This window comes from Sediminibacillus dalangtanensis, from assembly GCF_017792025.1.
In the GTDB taxonomy this organism is placed as follows: Bacteria; Bacillota; Bacilli; order Bacillales; family Amphibacillaceae; genus Sediminibacillus; species Sediminibacillus dalangtanensis.
This window is the reverse complement of sequence record NZ_CP046956.1, coordinates 1,402,587-1,417,519: the sequence shown is the minus strand read 5'-3', so window position 1 is coordinate 1,417,519 and position 14,933 is coordinate 1,402,587. Positions and strand designations below refer to the sequence as shown.

Sequence of the window (14,933 nt, the reverse complement as noted above, 5' to 3'; positions counted from 1 at the left end):
TCTCATTTACGAACAGGTGTTCTTATTATATAATGAAAAGAAATACGGATGGGGAGATGAAAAAATGAGGAAACAGTTAACATCCTTGGTGGAGCAGTCCACTGTTCCTGGTATGAGTTTGGCTATTATCGAGAAGTATAACCTTCAAACAACGGAATGTTTCGGTGTCACAGAAGCTGGTGCTAACCAGTGGGTAAAACCTGAAACGTTATTTAGCGCCTGCTCCATCAGTAAGTTTGTCACAGCCATGCTTGTGATGAAATTCGCTGGAAGAGGAATCCTGGATTTAGATGAGGATGTGAATCGGAAATTAGTCTCTTGGAAGGTGCCTGAATCCCCCCTGATAAAAACAAGCAAAGTCACCTTACGCAAATTGCTAAGCCATCAAGCAGGAATAAAGGACCCGAAGGAAAGCTTCGGTCCCCTTAACGAAGCAGAAGGATTCCCCCTTATGCAAGATGTATTAACGGGTAAAACCGCTTATTGCCCCTATCCAGTCCATGTCAAAGAAAAACCAGGGGGGAGTTTTCATTATTCAGATACTGCTTATTGCATTATTCAGCTTTTGATAGAAGATGTTACCGAAAAATCTTTTGAAACAATAATCAAAGAGGAATTGTTTGAACCCTTGCGAATGAAAAACAGTACATATACCGTAACAGAAGGAGATAAGCTTTCCTCCGGTCACGATAAGGTCGGCCGAACTGTGAATGGGAAATATCCGGTGTATCCCTTTCCTGCCGCAGCAGGTCTATGGACAACCCCTACTGATCTTAGTCTTATATTGAAAGAATTCCTTTTAGCTGCAACTGGTAAAAGCACCTTAGTACTCTCTCATTCCCTTGCGGAAGAAATGCTCTCCCCCCAGGGGTGCGCTCCCTTTTCAGGCCTTGGTGTGTTTTTGGACTGGGGGGAGGGAGAAAAAGAGATTTCTTCTTTCGGTTGGGGAATTGGCTTTCAATCGATGCTTGTCGCTTATCCTTCCTTGGGAACGGGGGCGGTTATCATGACGAATGCAAACTTAGGTGTCCACCAATTGAAAGGTGTAATCGGCCAAGTGTACAAGCAACTGCTTCCTCAATTAACAAAATCGTATTGAGTGTGTTGCTTTTTATAAGGTTGGGTACGCAATCATGAAATGCAGGATGGTTACCTGATCGGTTGTATTAACATAAGTATGAAGGCGGTCTCCTTTAAACCGAATGGAATCATAAGCTTCCAATCTATACGTCTCCCCATCCACTTTGATGGACAGACCGCCAGCCATTACAGTCACAAATTCTGTTACACCTGTTTGGTGTGCTTCTGCCTCATATTTTCCTCTTGCCTGTAAGTATCCTCGATAAAGCTCCGTACGTCCATAAGAAGGGAACAATGGCTCCGCAGTAAAAACCTCATCCGAACTGCTTAGTTTCAAACTTTCTGTCTTTCGAGATACAGCTACTTCTCCTTCTATGGACAACAAATCGGTAATCGGGATATTCAGCCCATTCGCTATTTTCCAAATCACGGACAATGTCGGATTTCCCTCTCCATTCTCGATTTTTAGCAAGGTCAATCTACTAACACCAATTATACTGGAAAGCGCGTCAATGCTAAGTCCTTTTCTTGCCCTGAATTGCCGCAAGTTAGTCCCGATTCTTTTTCCAGCATCTCCTGTCTGTCGTTCCTTCGGTTTATTCATGCTTTCACCTCATTTACCGAAAATCGGTTTATTATAATAAACAAAAAGTAAAACATAGTATACTAATGCCTGAATTTATATTAAAATATACAAAAAGTAACCTTTAATATACCTATTTTATCAAATAAAAGAAGGGAAGGACAAAATGAAAGGATCAAATGGAGCGACAGTAAAAATTGCCTTGTTGGAAGCTTTGCCGCTGGCAACCGCTATAGCAGCATACGGTTTATCTTTCGGGGTGTTGGCCAACCAGGCCGGTTTCCATCCGGGAGAAGCGACAGCCATGTCCGTTTTGGTTTTTTCCGGCTCGGTGCAGCTGGCCGCGGCAGGAATGCTGATAGGTGGAGCGGGCATGGTGAGTGTATTAATTACAGCCACTTTATTGAATTTACGCAACCTCTTATACGGAGCGGCGCTTTCTAAAGGAATTTCAACCGCTGGTAGATGGAGATGGGCATTATCCTTTTGGGTCTCCGATGAACCATTCGTTCTAGGAAGCGCCCGGTTTACCAAATATGGACCAGATCCATTATATTTTGCCGTTATCTCATTTACATTCTATATTGCCTGGGTTTTTGCTACGCTTGCAGGAGCACTCATTGGAGGGGAAATCGACCCCCATCAATGGGGATTGGATTTAGCATTCCCTCTTACCTTCACCGCTTTGCTTATACCAAGCCTCCGGAAACGCCCAGAAATAACCACAGCCTTGGCAGCAGCTATTTTAACAACAGGAATGGAATTTGTTTTTCCCGACAACCCTTTAACAATTATCGCAACGGGGGTTGCTGCACCATTTGCAGGGCTATTGATGGCAAGGAGGGACCGCCATGTTTCATGATTGGATATTGATTGGATTGCTTGCTGTATCAACCTATTTTTCCAGAATCATAGGGACAGCGTTTATGGCAGGACGCGAACTAGGACCTGCTCTTCGACGATATTTTGATTTTTTGCCTATAGCAATTATTACGTCCCTTATTTTAAAACAAATGATTATTCCTGTTAACAACCAGCTTACACTTTCTATCCCCGTCCTTATCGGAAGTCTTGTCACTGCAGTAATTCTTCGAATATCAAGCCGTTTTCTTCCTTCTCTCCTGACAGGAATGTTGGCCGGAATTCTTATCCGAATGGGAATCGGTTAAAAAGGAAAGGACTGCCGAAATCCTAAGCAGTCCTTGCTATATGTGTTTCTTCCTTAGCTTTTCAGTCCATAATCGACCAATATGCAGGTTTCACATTATACTCCGGGTCAAAAACGAACGGAGCATCTTTTCCTATGCCATCATTGTACTCTTCGGCCCTGTCATCAAGCCAGGTATGATCATCTGCAATGCCCCAAAAGGTTACGTTGCTGATTTTATCTTCCAGTCTCTCATACAAGGCAAACAAATCATCATAGCGCTGTGCCTGGGTAAGGAAGATACTGTCCGGAATGGCATCGTATGTTGGATATGCAGGAGCTGGAGGCCATCCGTAAATGCTAACATCGAGTTCGGTGATTTGGTTATCAAGTCCAAGATCAGCGAACATATTGATCGAATCCTCCATCTCCTGAAGGGATGGCCAGCCAAGCTGGATATGGGATTGATGTCCCACTCCGTCTATCGGAACCCCTTGTTCCAACAAATCAACAACAAGATTGTACAAGTACGTACGCTTCGGTTCTACTTCTGTATTGTAGTCATTGATATAAAGTTTTGCATCTTCGCCAGCGTATTTCCTGGTTGTTTCAAATGCAGTCTTGATGTAGTCCGTCCCCGTTATTTGATACCAGGGGGATTCACGCAGCCCGCGTTCATTGGAAGCATATTCATCGATTACTTCATTGACGACATCCCATGAATCTACATCATCTCTATATCGCTTAACAATGGTTTTTATATGTTTTTCCAATCGTTTCAGTAGTAATTGCTTGTTTTTCTCCCGTTGTTTCGGATCCGTTTCATCCACCATCTTGTTCCCTTGCTTATCGAGGAAAAACCATTCTGGTACCTGGCTGTGCCAGACGAGATTATGGAAACGAACCTCCATGTTATTTTCCCTGGCAAACTGGACAACCTTGTCTGCTTCTTCAAAATCATAACGCTTTTCTTCCGGATGAATATTAATCGGTTTCATGACGTTTTCCGCAACGATGCTGTTATAATGGTGTTTAAGTATTTCTCCCTGTGTTCCCTCCAATTGATAAGGCTCCACTGCGGCTCCAATGGTAAAGGAATCCTGATATCTTTCTTGGATGGATGGCACTTCTAAGGCACTGGCAGCACTTTCTGTTTGTTCCGCCCCCACTTTATGGACACCAACAGAAACGAACAGAGAAAAGGCAAGGCCTGCAATTATAGGTTTTCGTAGGACTTGTAACATCAATCATTTCCTCCTTTTTAAAATAAAAAGTTACAAAAAAACCCTCCTCCATCCCTCCCATCACATAAACTACAGAGAAGCAGCATTATAAGAGTGACTCCTCTGTTTGTAAGCCCTTTCATTATAAACATCTACACTTTGTTTATCAATTGAACGAACTAACTTTTCTAAAAAATAAATAAATAGAACCAACCCCTCCCATTTTTGTCGGCCAAATGGACTACTATTTGCCCATCAAAAAAACAGCCTGAGATTTGCCAGGCTGTTTTCAGCTAATGTTCGTTACCCTGCGATGATCAGATTAGCAGCGATTCGTTCTCAAATATAAAAGCATAGCGGATATCAATAAACAAAAAATACTCATCTGTCAGCGGAAAGCTAAATGTTCGAATCATTTCCCTTGTTTCAATATCCGAATAGATTTCGGACAGGATCCCCCTGCTCCATGTTTTCATCTGCATAGTATTTTCTAGGAAGTAAGGACGAAAAGCCCAGTTCGACCCTATTTTATCAGGCTCCATCTCCCACCGGCCATCTCTTTTTCGAAAGTTGGAAGATACTTGGTGACCGTCGCTATCGCAGATAAACATCCGAAAACTCTCTTCCTCAAAGTCGCTGGTCAAGCCTTCGATAAAGTGATCAGCCTTCTTGGTTCCTTCCCACTGGGACTGAATCCTTTTTACTTTTTGCTCCCAATTCAGCACATGAAGCAGACGTTGTTCTACCAGTTGTTTTTCCCGCTTGATGTATTCGGATACCTTTTCTGTCACATTTATCCTTAATACGGACTGACCGTCCAAAGCAAAACCGGGTTTCGCCAGATAATACCCCTGGTAAAAACGGCCGCCATGTTTCCAGGCAAAATACAATTGAAAATTATCTTCTATGTTTTCAAACAATAAAGCTGCTCCGATCCGCCTGGCAAGCATGGATAGCGAATGCATGATATCTTGAAAACCATCCGCATTGTGACGACGGATGATATCTGTATCTATTTTTAATATATGCGGTTCCAGTTGGCGAATCCGGTCAATATTAGAGCTTTTCGCTCCAACATGGTCGACTGCAATCTGAATGCCGAAAGTCTTATAATAAAGCAGAAGATGGTTCAAGTTTTCAAACGCCTCGTCAAAATCATGCTCCGTCACTTCAATGACAATACGGTTCATCGAAAACCCTTTTGCCTCGAAATCCAACAACAGTTGTAACAAATCTTCTCCGTCATTGACCATCAGTTGTTTTGCATTCCGGTTGATGAATAAATAGCCATCCACTTCGGCTTCAAGCATTTCCGTTATGGCAATTTGTAAAAGATGTTGATCGACTTCTACTTTGAATTCTTCCGGTACTTCCGGATCAGAAAAAAAAGGACCAAGACTCTCCCATTCTTCTTCATTTCTGAATCTGCCCAGCACTTCATAACCTGCTACCGTATGACGAATCGCGCTGACAATCGGCTGGTAGACAGGTTTTATACTCTCTAAATTGTCCAGGATATCCAATGGATCCATGAGTTACCCCTACCTTCCGTAACCATTCTATTATTTTTCTCTCAGGAAGCTTTTTTCGGGGGAGAAACAGGGGCAGCGGTTTTGGGCCGAATTAATGTCGGCGCACTGCTTAGTACCAATACTGTCAATATAGAACACAATACAGCGGCGCCCAGTGCTGTCACCCCGTTGGCAACAAAGGAAAACCAGACAGGATTCATTCCCTCTGGAGCATATTCACCCCAAAATATAAAACCGGCAATGAAATGCCAAAAGTAACGGGCGATACTACCGACAAAAACAGCGACAGTCACCAAACATAAAGCGGCTCTTTTTCTCCCCCTGCGATATGCTGTCTGAACCGGTTGATAAAAAAGTCCGGCAAAACCAACAAAGGCAAAAGCTACAAAATACTCGATAAATCCTTGTAAAGGCGTAAGAATAGAACGAGCTGCATCACCAAGAGCCACTTGCAACAATCCCCAAATAAAGCCTGCCAGAACACTGACAATGAAGCCTCTCCGGAATGCGAGCAGGAAAATCGGTACCATGGCAAACGAGATGGAAATCGATGGAGACAATCTGATCGAAGGAAGTAAATCAAAAACAAATGCCAGTGCAGCGAAAAATGAAGCTTCAATCAATGCAACCAATCCCAACTTCTTCAACATATAAAAAAACTCCCCTTTTCCATACGAAACACCAAGGGAGAACATGTATGCAGACAGCCAGAATCCGATCCACCATCATCCACATCCCTGCGCTAGCATTAACTAACAGGTTCAAAGGGTCAGAACAGTCTCGTTCACTCTCAGCATAAAGCTCCCCTTGTGGTTTCGCTTATGTAATTTTGTGTTGCGCTTCTTTTATTATAACCGATTCTCCTTGGGGGTGGTAGAGGTTTGCTTTTCATACACAATCACTTTCTTCGATTTTCTCAATCAACAAATCTCCATCAAGTTTGCTAAAATAATCCTGATGCTTTGGAGAAAATAGAAACAGTTTTCATAGGGGATACTGATTAAAAGCAAATTAGAGAGAAGGAGAATCAATCATGTCAGTGACAGACAAGGAAGCCGTCCGTTTGGAAAATGTATCCTACACTGCCGACGGTCAGAAGATATTGAAACAGATAACCGGCTCTTTTCCTGAAGGAAAAATCACAACCTTGGTCGGGCCGTCCGGCGCTGGTAAAACCAGTTTGTTCCGATTGATGAACGGGCTGCGCGCGACCACATCTGGTAACATCTACGTACAAGAAAAGCCCATAGAAGTATATAACCCTGTAGAACTCAGAAGGAAAGTAGGTGTGGCTTTGCAAAGCGCCACCATGATCAGTGGGAGTGTTTTCGAAAATTTATCTCTTCCGCTCAAACTGCAGGGAAAAGAACTTGAACAGGATGACGCATTGGAATTATTAGACTTAGTCGGACTGAAGCGGGATAGCATACAACAGAACATTAAGGATTTGTCCGGGGGCCAGCGGCAAAAGCTGTCGATTGCCCGTACCTTAGTTAATCGTCCTGATGTGCTGCTGTTAGATGAAATCACTGCTTCACTGGATCGTGTTTCACAACAGGATATCGAAGAATTGATCATTCGAATCAATCAAAACTATGGTACGACGATAGTTTGGATCACCCACAACTTACAACAGGCGAGAAGCCTCGGTGACTATACTTGGGTGATGATTGAAGGAGAAGTGGTAGAAACAGGGGAAAGCAGTTTGTTGAACAACCCTTCCAATGAACAGGTCAAAAGGTTTGTGAAGGGGGAAGATGCATGAATTATCTTACATTGTCCCTCGCACTCATTTTTGTTATCATTCCGCTTTTATTATCGAAAGTTTTAAGACTGGAACTGGAAAAGGATACGATTATTGCTGCCATCCGCTCGATTATACAGCTGCTTGCGGTCGGGTATTTATTGCAGTATGTATTTGATGCTGAAAACATGCTCTACATTCTATTAATGGTTGTTCTGATGATTGCGGCAGCCACACAAAATGCAAGACGGAAAGGCAGGTCGATTCAAGGAATTACCTGGAAACTGATTCTCACCTTTATTGTTGTAGAAGTGCTTACCCAAGGTATTCTGCTCGGGCTTTCGATCACACCACCTACTCCTCAATATATCATTCCAATCAGCGGAATGATTATCGGGAATTCCATGGTTTTGTCGATATTGTTTTTGAATCGATTTACCGCTGAAGTGGAAGACCACGAGGACGAAACCGAGTTGATTCTCTCATTGGGTGGTACACCTAAACAAGCGATTCATCGCCAACTGATCACTTCCATCAAAGCGAGCACCATTCCAACCATTGAGAGCCAAAAAACCATCGGACTTGTCCAGCTCCCAGGAATGATGAGCGGCCAAATCATAGCAGGTGCAGACCCAGTGCAAGCCGTCCAATTTCAGTTGTTAATTTTATTCCTGATTTTGACAACAGCAGTGGTCACCAGCATCTTGCTCGGTTACATGTCTTATCCGACCTTGTTCAACGAACGCATGCAGCTTGTCAAAAGCAGAATGAAAGAATAAAATCCGGGGTCAGTCCCTCCCGCACCAGTAACGACACCCAAATACCGCGGGAGGGACTGACCCCTTAACCAAACTAGGTGAGATATTCCACGGATTTGGGGACACACCTTCAATCTCCCTAAACCCCGCTCTGTCAACATTCAGCTCATTAACAGATCCTGTCTCCCCCATTTGGGGTCAGTCCCTAAAACGGTCCCGACAGGTTGAGAATGACAGAAATTCATATATTGGGGACTGACCCCCGTATTCCCCCTTAGCCCTTAGTTAGACCCTGTAGTCATCTTTGAACCAGTTAAACAGGTAATCTTGGGTGTAGAGGTCGTTTGGGTAGTCAATGAAGGCTGTATCTTCTTCTTCATAAAGGAATTGCAGAAATTCGTTGAGTGCGCCCATATACTCGCCATATAAAAATTCGAAGCTGACGGTTTCTTTTGGCATGAGGTTTTGCTGGCAAACTTTTGGATCAGCATAATTTACGTAAGTCCGGCAAGGAATCGGTCTGATTTCATAAGCCATGCATTGATTGGTTTCTGTATCGAGCATGACGCATGGCAGTTGTTTTTTCCGGTAGGCAAGTTTGAACTCCCGGTCGGTTTCCGTTTCAATGGCTGACAGATCTTCAAGCTGCTTGCCGTACTCTTGGAAATAATGATGAAAATGAGCATGAAGTTTGTTCCTGCGCTGCTCAGGAAAAACCGCCATCGCCTGTCTCATCAGCTTTGCTTCCATTTTATTGATAATGATAGGATAATAGCAGCAAAACGCACAGCCCATCCGACAAGAGGCCTCCAATTCCAAGGTATTCTCAATCGTGTCAATCTCCTTGCTGACGATACGCAGCAACTCGTGAAAACTTCCGAGCAATTTATCTTTCGGCGAAAGATTGCTTTCCGCCCATATTTCCACCACATCATAAAACCTTTCTTCCTCTATCTGATATTTTTCCTGCAATGTACCGCATCTAGTTTGAATTTCTTTATAGCTTAAATATTTTCCCATGCATTAATCTCCCTCGTATATTATGTTTAGGCCCTCAAATAGAGCCTTCAGTTTTTACATTTTTTCCTGCTATCAATGTCAAAAAGTCTTGGACACCCTGAGATATTTCTAGATAATGGTCTTAGGATCATTTGGGACAATTCTTTCATCTCCTGTGGCTCGACCACACTTTAAGACTGTTTCCCAGTGTACGTGCGGAACTTCCTACTCGCAGGCTGTGCACCTTGTTCTTCGAACCTAGAAAATAGTAGCTCTAGGGCGGCTTTCGAACCAAGGATAGTACTGATACACGAGGTTGCTGATCGGCGTTCACACTAGGGATATCTCAGGGCGTCCAAGAAATAAGTACCAATGATTCTAATTTGAAAGGAGGGTATCCCCCGTGAAATTATTTGCTGGATTAGATGTTAGTTCTTTTGATATCAAGGTTTGCTTACTAAATGGTGAAGGAGATAAACTCAGAAGCTTCACCGTATCCAATGATCTACCAGGTGCAACTCTATTACGAGATTCTATTCTAGAGTGTGTCGAAGGCCAAAAAGTCGATATACTCAAAATTGGTCTTGAGTCTACGTCGGTCTATAGCTTTCATCCATCTATGTTTTTTCATAATGACGAGTCACTCAAGGCACTTGGTACACAAGTGTTTGTCATGAATCCTAAACAAATTAAGAACTTTAAAAAGAGTTATAGTGATATGGACAAAACCGATGAGATTGATGCATTTGTTATAGCTGATTACCTGCGCTTTGGCCGAGCCAATATGTCTGTTGTTAAAGAGAGCCAATACATAGCACTCCAACAGCTTACTCGTTCGAGATACCAACTCGTTCATCAGGTGACCAAAGAAAAACAGCACTTTCTTCAACACTTGAGTTACAAATGCAATACCTTTCAAGAGGAAGTGGACTCCTCCATTTTTGGTAATGCCATGATGGAACTCTTTTTCGAGAAATTCAGTTTAGAAGAACTATCTCAAATGCCATTGGAAGATCTAGCTGCATTCCTTCAAGAGAAAGGGAAGAATCGTTTCAGTGATGCCGAATGTGTAGCTAAATCAATCCAAAAAGCCGTTCGTTCTTCTTATCGATTAGACAAGGTCTTGGAAAACTCTATTGATCTCATCCTTGGCACTACTATTGAAGTGATTCGCACACTTCAAAAACAAGTAAAAGAGATAGATAAAGCCATCAAACGGATCATGGCTGGATTAACGGAAACACTTGAAACAATCCCAGGGATTGGACCTGTGTTTTCTGCAGGAATTATTGCAGAAATTGGCCAAATTGAACGCTTTGATGATGAGACAAAGATTGCTAAATACGCAGGCCTCTATTGGCGTAAAAATCAATCAGGACGTTTTACAGCTGATGATACTTCGCTATCTCGTAATGGGAATCAGTACCTTAGATATTACCTTGTTGAAGCCGCCAACTCGGTAAGAAGACAAGTTCCTGAGTACCAAGCGTATTACGCGAAGAAATACAAAGAAGTACCAAAACACCAACATAAAAGGGCACTCGTCTTAACCGCAAGAAAATTAGTACGGTTGGTTGATGCGCTACTACGCAATCACCAAGTCTACACGTCGAAAAGGAGCGTGAATGAATGAAGCATATCTAGCTTCTAAATCCTTTTTATTCCATTCCAGTAATTTACATATATTACTGGTCTAGTTTGGTGTTGCCTTTTTTGATAAAGTGTACCTTGATTATCAAATATTAATTTAATTTTTGTTTGACATATTACCGCAGGTCTTATTAAGTGCTGCTTTCTTATTGTTCCCTTTTTCCTGAAAGATGTAAATAGGTACTTTGTATTTCTGTCGTTCCATCCAACCGTGCCACCAGCATCAAAAAGCCAGAAACACTCTTTCATGCTAAGCGCCCCTGGCAATCCGTACACCCTAACGATTTATATTTCCTTATACAGTCCCAGTGCCTGATCGAGTACTTTTTCTCCTTGTACCATGCCATAAGCCATTTGGTCGATTACAGCAACTTTTATTCCCTTAGGCTCCAACTGGCTTTTTATCTTTTTCTCCAAATACCTAACCTGCGGACCTATCAGCACCACGTGGAGATTTTCCAATTTACGCTTAAGCGCTGACTCGGAAACTGCTTCGATAGTTGCCGTCACTCCTCGGTTATCCGCTGCTTTTTTCATTTTGGCAACTAGCATCGACGTCGACATACCAGCCGAGCATACAAGAATGATATTCATCTTTCTTTTCCTTCCCCCTTCCTTAAGCAACCTGCTCCCCAAAAAACACAATAGAAACACTATCACTTCTATCTGTGCCTTTTTAATAACATGCAGACCTTGCCTGATGTTTTGAAAGAAATCTCTAAGAAAAAACGGCGGGCGTTTACTATCCCTTTCCCTTTCATACCCGCAAAATCATCAAGCACCGTGCAAGTTTTCCCATTTATCTCCTCTATCGTGCCTCCATTCTTTGTTTCAACGCCCGGACACCAGCCACAACAAACGGGATATATAGAATTATCGCCAACGTCAGGTTGAAAATCTGGAGAGCAATCCCCCGCCAACTTCCTCCCGTCACAAGATACCCGCTCAAAATCGGAGGCGTCGTCCAAGGGAGAATCGCTACTGTTTTAGGGACGATTCCGGTTGCCAGCGCGACATAGGAAGTAACAGTAAGTATGACAGGAATGAGTATGAAGGGGAGCATCATAATTGGATTTAATACGATAGGTAAGCCGAAGATCACGGGTTCATTTATATTGAAAAGCCCAGCCGGTGTTGATAATTTTGCCACTTCCCGATATGGATGGTTTTTCTCTTGACGGATGACAAAAAATATAGCGATCAGCAAAGCAATCGTTGTCCCGGAACCGCCCATAAACACAAAAGAATCGAGGAATGGTTTGGTTACGATATTCGGGACATCAAAAGCGGAAACGCCGTTTTGGTACAAGGAAAGGTTTTTTTCGATGAGCGGCAGATAAACCGGCTCGATGACAGAACCGATAATATTGGTTCCATGTAAACCGAAGAACCATAACAGGTGATTCAAGAAGGATACGACCATTGCCGCTGGCAGCGTGTTTCCTAGTCCTTGCAAGGGTTCTTGGATGATATTGAAAATCCATTCAAAAATGCTGATTTCCGCGAAGTAACTCATCAAGGCCTGAAATAAGCCTACGAGGATCAAAATGATAGATGCAGGAATCAGTGCGGTAAACGACCGGGAGACTCCATCGGGTACCCCTTCCGGCATTTTTATCGTCAGCCTGGATTGGAGCAGGTATCGAAATAATTCAGTAAGAACCAATGCGAGTATGATTGCGACAAACAACCCTTGCGCCCCCAACCAGGCAAAACTCAAGCCCCAGTCCGGAGTTTCTGGTACAAGCATGATATAAGCAGCAGCAGTTATTAATCCTGAGGACAAACCGTCTATTTCATAAGACTTTGCCAGATTATAAGCAATGGAAAATGCAATCAACAAACCGAGAACTGCAAACGTGCCATTCCAAATGCTCCCGCCTACCTTTTGCCAGTTTCCCTCTCCAAAAATACCATTTAAGATACCTGGCAAATCGAAACTCCCGAAAGGTGGAAAATTGTTTATCAGGATTCCTAGCGATCCAATGATCACGAGCGGCATGATGGCGACAAACCCATCTCGGATGGCAACTAAGTGACGCTGAGCTCCTATTCTCCCGGCTACTTCAATAAACCTTTGCATGAGCGGATGATTCATTCTGATTACCCCCTAAATGAAATGATGGGAAGAGTGGCCAATGCCGTTCCCCAGTTGATCTGAATCAACATTTCCAATCACTTCCCTGCTTTTTTCCTGTCGAATCACACATAAGCTTCGCCAAATTAAACATCAAGACGATTCCTGTTGAGTCTGCGGCCAATACCTAGTTATCCATCCTTCACATTGGTGCTCATTCCTTTCACAGGTCAGGAGTCGAGTGCCGTGACAAGTTCTTTTTAAAGATGTTTATGCGTCAAAGGCGCAGAAAATGTATCATACAAATAATTCTTTTCCCATACAATAGAGAGTAAGAGCCGAATTTGTCATAACAAACTGTAGATATTTTTGAGTACCAGTCGCTTTTCAGATGGGAGTTATGCAATGAACAAAAATCTATCATTACATGAATTCATTAAAGAGGAATTGCTTACTAGCATTAAAACCGGCCACTACCAAATCGGCGAAAAGATCCCAACGGAAATGGAACTTTGCAACACGTTTAACGTGAGCAGAACGACCGTGAGAACTGCCCTGAATCAATTGACACAAGAAGGATACCTGGCACGGCATCAAGGCCGGGGTACATATGTAGCAGATCAGAAGGTAAAACAAACCCTTTCCCATACAATCAAACGGTATAGTGACCAGGTTGCAATACAAGGAAAGAAGCCAAAAATCATGTTACTCGATCTTCAGGTCATCCCTGCTGATCAACATCTTTCCCAATCTCTATCCATTTCCAGGAACGATGCCGTGCAACGGATAGAAAGAATCCGGCTGGCCGATCAAGAACCAACCCAATACGAAGTTTCCTATATCCCTTGGAGCATGGCACCCGGCCTTACAAAACAGCATGCCGAAACCTCCCTCTATGCAGCTTTACAAGCAGTCTTCGGCCTTCATATTGCAAAAACGACCGAGCAAGTAGAAATCACCTTTGCAAATGAGCGGATCTGCAGCCATTTACGGTGTGACACTGGATTGCCACTCTTCTATATCGAGACAACAGCAGAAGATATACACGGAAACAAGATCGAATTTTCACGCTCTTATTTTCGCGGAGACAAAACAAATTTCATCATCGAACGATTGTATGACCAAAATCCATAACTAAAGGAAGGAAACAGATGGAAGTTTTATTTAATGCAGATGATTTCGGCTTGACGAAAGGCGTGAATGATGGAATCATCGAGGCTTTTGTGAATGGTGTGGTAGGTTCCGCTACACTAATGATGAATGGACCTGCCGTTGAAGATGCTGTAACAGCTGCAAAGCGCCATCCTGGTTTAAAAGTCGGAATCCACCTTGTTCTTACTTGGGGAAAAGCCCTCTGCCCCGACTTACATTCGATTGTCGACAAAGAAGGCACCTTTCGCTGGCGGAGTAATTTTCGGGAAATGAATATTCCTGATATGAAGGAAACAGAAAAAGAATGGCGGACACAATTGGAGGTGTTTCTTTCCACAGGGTTACCCCTTCATCATATCGACAGCCACCATCATATTCATGGCTGGGAACCACTGAAGGAGTTGATGCTCCGATTAGCGGAAGACTATCGAGTTCCGGTTCGCTTTGCAGAATCGCTTCAGACCGATCCAGATTATCTATTGACCGAAGCCTTGTGGACAGACTTTTATGGTAACGGTGTTACCAGCAGCATATTCGATCAATTACGCAGGATCCCAGCCGGTAAAGTGGAAGTCATGACCCATCCGGCTTTTGCGGATACCGAGCTTCAAGCAATCAGTTCCTATAGCGAACCCCGCAATCTTGAAAGAGAAATCCTTTGTTCGCTGGAAATACCATATTGGGTGACGATTTTATAAGGGGTTGTTCAAAAAGTCCGGTGAAAATAACCCTTCGAATTTTTTGTTGGCTTGCTTTTCCGCTGCTCACGTAATAATTGCATACGCGCCATTGCTGAAATCTACGCCGCCTTGAACTTCTTGATCCTGTTCATCCTTCTTTTGATCACGCACGATAATAGCTTTACTTAGTAGAATCAATCTTTCTTATTCGTTATAATAAAAGAGAGAAGTGCGCCAACACTTCTCCCCGGTCCCTGTCTCCAAGGGACGAAATCAGACATTTTTCGGAAAGCTTCCTTCTGCTTTAA

Annotated in this window: 15 protein-coding genes and 1 riboswitch; of the genes, 8 read left to right on the top strand and 7 right to left on the bottom strand. The window is 43.1% G+C overall.

All coding sequences use genetic code 11. The features are described 5' to 3' along the window. Positions 1-64 precede the first annotated feature (64 nt). Positions 65-1,099 (top strand): serine hydrolase domain-containing protein, encoded by a 1,035-nt coding sequence (locus ERJ70_RS07240; RefSeq protein ID WP_209368247.1) that lies wholly within the window; start codon positions 65-67, stop codon positions 1,097-1,099. Positions 1,100-1,111: 12 nt separating this feature from the next. Here the strand turns inward: ERJ70_RS07240 and ERJ70_RS07235 are convergent, their stop codons facing one another. Further along, positions 1,112-1,684: a helix-turn-helix domain-containing protein gene (locus ERJ70_RS07235; protein WP_209368245.1), complete on the bottom strand. Its 573-nt coding sequence runs from the start codon at positions 1,682-1,684 to the stop codon at positions 1,112-1,114. Between the two features lie 145 nt (positions 1,685-1,829). On the opposite strand from ERJ70_RS07235, the gene ERJ70_RS07230 reads away from it, so the two are divergent. Together ERJ70_RS07230 and ERJ70_RS07225 are read left to right on the top strand one after the other, a co-directional pair. Next, positions 1,830-2,525 carry an AzlC family ABC transporter permease gene (locus ERJ70_RS07230; RefSeq protein ID WP_209368243.1) on the top strand — a complete coding sequence of 232 codons (696 nt, stop codon included), beginning with the start codon at positions 1,830-1,832 and terminating at the stop codon, positions 2,523-2,525. Continuing rightward, positions 2,515-2,832, top strand: a complete 318-nt coding sequence (locus ERJ70_RS07225; RefSeq protein ID WP_209368242.1) for an AzlD domain-containing protein — start codon at positions 2,515-2,517, stop codon at positions 2,830-2,832. The genes ERJ70_RS07230 and ERJ70_RS07225 overlap by 11 nt, the downstream gene beginning before the upstream one ends. Before the next feature lie 61 nt (positions 2,833-2,893). On the opposite strand, the gene ERJ70_RS07220 is transcribed toward ERJ70_RS07225, so the two are convergent. The 3 genes from ERJ70_RS07220 to thiT form a co-directional block, all read right to left on the bottom strand. Continuing rightward, positions 2,894-4,054: an endo-1,4-beta-xylanase gene (locus tag ERJ70_RS07220; RefSeq protein WP_209368241.1), complete on the bottom strand. Its 1,161-nt coding sequence runs from the start codon at positions 4,052-4,054 to the stop codon at positions 2,894-2,896. 296 nt (positions 4,055-4,350) lie between these two features. After that, a complete protein-coding gene (locus ERJ70_RS07215; protein WP_209368240.1) occupies positions 4,351-5,565 on the bottom strand; it encodes an EAL domain-containing protein in 1,215 nt (404 codons plus the stop codon). A gap of 41 nt (positions 5,566-5,606) precedes the next feature. After that, positions 5,607-6,215, bottom strand: a complete 609-nt coding sequence (gene thiT / locus ERJ70_RS07210) for an energy-coupled thiamine transporter ThiT (RefSeq protein WP_374099774.1) — start codon at positions 6,213-6,215, stop codon at positions 5,607-5,609. Positions 6,216-6,282: 67 nt separating this feature from the next. Next, positions 6,283-6,383: riboswitch (TPP riboswitch) on the bottom strand. A 215-nt stretch (positions 6,384-6,598) separates the two neighbouring features. Between thiT and ERJ70_RS07205 the strand changes: the two genes are divergently transcribed. Together ERJ70_RS07205 and ERJ70_RS07200 are read left to right on the top strand one after the other, a co-directional pair. Further along, on the top strand, positions 6,599-7,330 hold the full coding sequence (locus ERJ70_RS07205) for an ABC transporter ATP-binding protein (RefSeq protein ID WP_209368239.1): 732 nt from the start codon (positions 6,599-6,601) through the stop codon (positions 7,328-7,330). After that, positions 7,327-8,088, top strand: coding sequence for an ABC transporter permease (locus ERJ70_RS07200; protein ID WP_209368238.1), 762 nt, complete (start codon positions 7,327-7,329; stop codon positions 8,086-8,088). Before ERJ70_RS07205 ends, ERJ70_RS07200 begins: the two co-directional genes overlap by 4 nt. A gap of 264 nt (positions 8,089-8,352) precedes the next feature. Here ERJ70_RS07200 and ERJ70_RS07195 read toward each other — a convergent pair whose 3' ends face one another. Continuing rightward, positions 8,353-9,087 carry a YkgJ family cysteine cluster protein gene (locus tag ERJ70_RS07195; protein ID WP_209368237.1) on the bottom strand — a complete coding sequence of 245 codons (735 nt, stop codon included), beginning with the start codon at positions 9,085-9,087 and terminating at the stop codon, positions 8,353-8,355. A gap of 382 nt (positions 9,088-9,469) precedes the next feature. Between ERJ70_RS07195 and ERJ70_RS07190 the strand changes: the two genes are divergently transcribed. After that, entirely contained in the window at positions 9,470-10,699 is a 1,230-nt protein-coding gene (locus tag ERJ70_RS07190) for an IS110 family RNA-guided transposase (protein ID WP_209367978.1), read from the top strand. 302 nt (positions 10,700-11,001) lie between these two features. Here the strand turns inward: ERJ70_RS07190 and ERJ70_RS07185 are convergent, their stop codons facing one another. Next, the gene (locus ERJ70_RS07185; protein WP_209368236.1) at positions 11,002-11,310 is read right to left on the bottom strand and encodes a PTS sugar transporter subunit IIB; all 309 of its coding nucleotides are present in this window, start codon (positions 11,308-11,310) and stop codon (positions 11,002-11,004) included. A 214-nt stretch (positions 11,311-11,524) separates the two neighbouring features. Next, the gene (locus ERJ70_RS07180) at positions 11,525-12,814 is read right to left on the bottom strand and encodes a PTS sugar transporter subunit IIC (protein WP_209368235.1); all 1,290 of its coding nucleotides are present in this window, start codon (positions 12,812-12,814) and stop codon (positions 11,525-11,527) included. 384 nt (positions 12,815-13,198) lie between these two features. Between ERJ70_RS07180 and ERJ70_RS07175 the strand changes: the two genes are divergently transcribed. After that, positions 13,199-13,927, top strand: a complete 729-nt coding sequence (locus tag ERJ70_RS07175; protein ID WP_209368233.1) for a GntR family transcriptional regulator — start codon at positions 13,199-13,201, stop codon at positions 13,925-13,927. A gap of 17 nt (positions 13,928-13,944) precedes the next feature. Continuing rightward, the gene (locus ERJ70_RS07170) at positions 13,945-14,643 is read left to right on the top strand and encodes a carbohydrate deacetylase (protein WP_209368231.1); all 699 of its coding nucleotides are present in this window, start codon (positions 13,945-13,947) and stop codon (positions 14,641-14,643) included. The last annotated feature ends 290 nt before the right edge of the window (positions 14,644-14,933 follow it).

Bases quoted from the DNA above. Each gene is read 5' to 3' on its own strand.
- ERJ70_RS07240 (WP_209368247.1), top strand. From the start codon at position 65: ATGAGGAAACAGTTAACATCCTTGGTGGAGCAGTCCACTGTTCCTGGT.
- ERJ70_RS07235 (WP_209368245.1), bottom strand. From the start codon at position 1,684: ATGAATAAACCGAAGGAACGACAGACAGGAGATGCTGGAAAAAGAATC.
- ERJ70_RS07230 (WP_209368243.1), top strand. From the start codon at position 1,830: ATGAAAGGATCAAATGGAGCGACAGTAAAAATTGCCTTGTTGGAAGCT.
- ERJ70_RS07225 (WP_209368242.1), top strand. From the start codon at position 2,515: ATGTTTCATGATTGGATATTGATTGGATTGCTTGCTGTATCAACCTAT.
- ERJ70_RS07220 (WP_209368241.1), bottom strand. From the start codon at position 4,054: ATGTTACAAGTCCTACGAAAACCTATAATTGCAGGCCTTGCCTTTTCT.
- ERJ70_RS07215 (WP_209368240.1), bottom strand. From the start codon at position 5,565: ATGGATCCATTGGATATCCTGGACAATTTAGAGAGTATAAAACCTGTC.
- thiT (WP_374099774.1), bottom strand. From the start codon at position 6,215: ATGTTGAAGAAGTTGGGATTGGTTGCATTGATTGAAGCTTCATTTTTC.
- ERJ70_RS07205 (WP_209368239.1), top strand. From the start codon at position 6,599: ATGTCAGTGACAGACAAGGAAGCCGTCCGTTTGGAAAATGTATCCTAC.
- ERJ70_RS07200 (WP_209368238.1), top strand. From the start codon at position 7,327: ATGAATTATCTTACATTGTCCCTCGCACTCATTTTTGTTATCATTCCG.
- ERJ70_RS07195 (WP_209368237.1), bottom strand. From the start codon at position 9,087: ATGGGAAAATATTTAAGCTATAAAGAAATTCAAACTAGATGCGGTACA.
- ERJ70_RS07185 (WP_209368236.1), bottom strand. From the start codon at position 11,310: ATGAATATCATTCTTGTATGCTCGGCTGGTATGTCGACGTCGATGCTA.
- ERJ70_RS07180 (WP_209368235.1), bottom strand. From the start codon at position 12,814: ATGAATCATCCGCTCATGCAAAGGTTTATTGAAGTAGCCGGGAGAATA.
- ERJ70_RS07175 (WP_209368233.1), top strand. From the start codon at position 13,199: ATGAACAAAAATCTATCATTACATGAATTCATTAAAGAGGAATTGCTT.
- ERJ70_RS07170 (WP_209368231.1), top strand. From the start codon at position 13,945: ATGGAAGTTTTATTTAATGCAGATGATTTCGGCTTGACGAAAGGCGTG.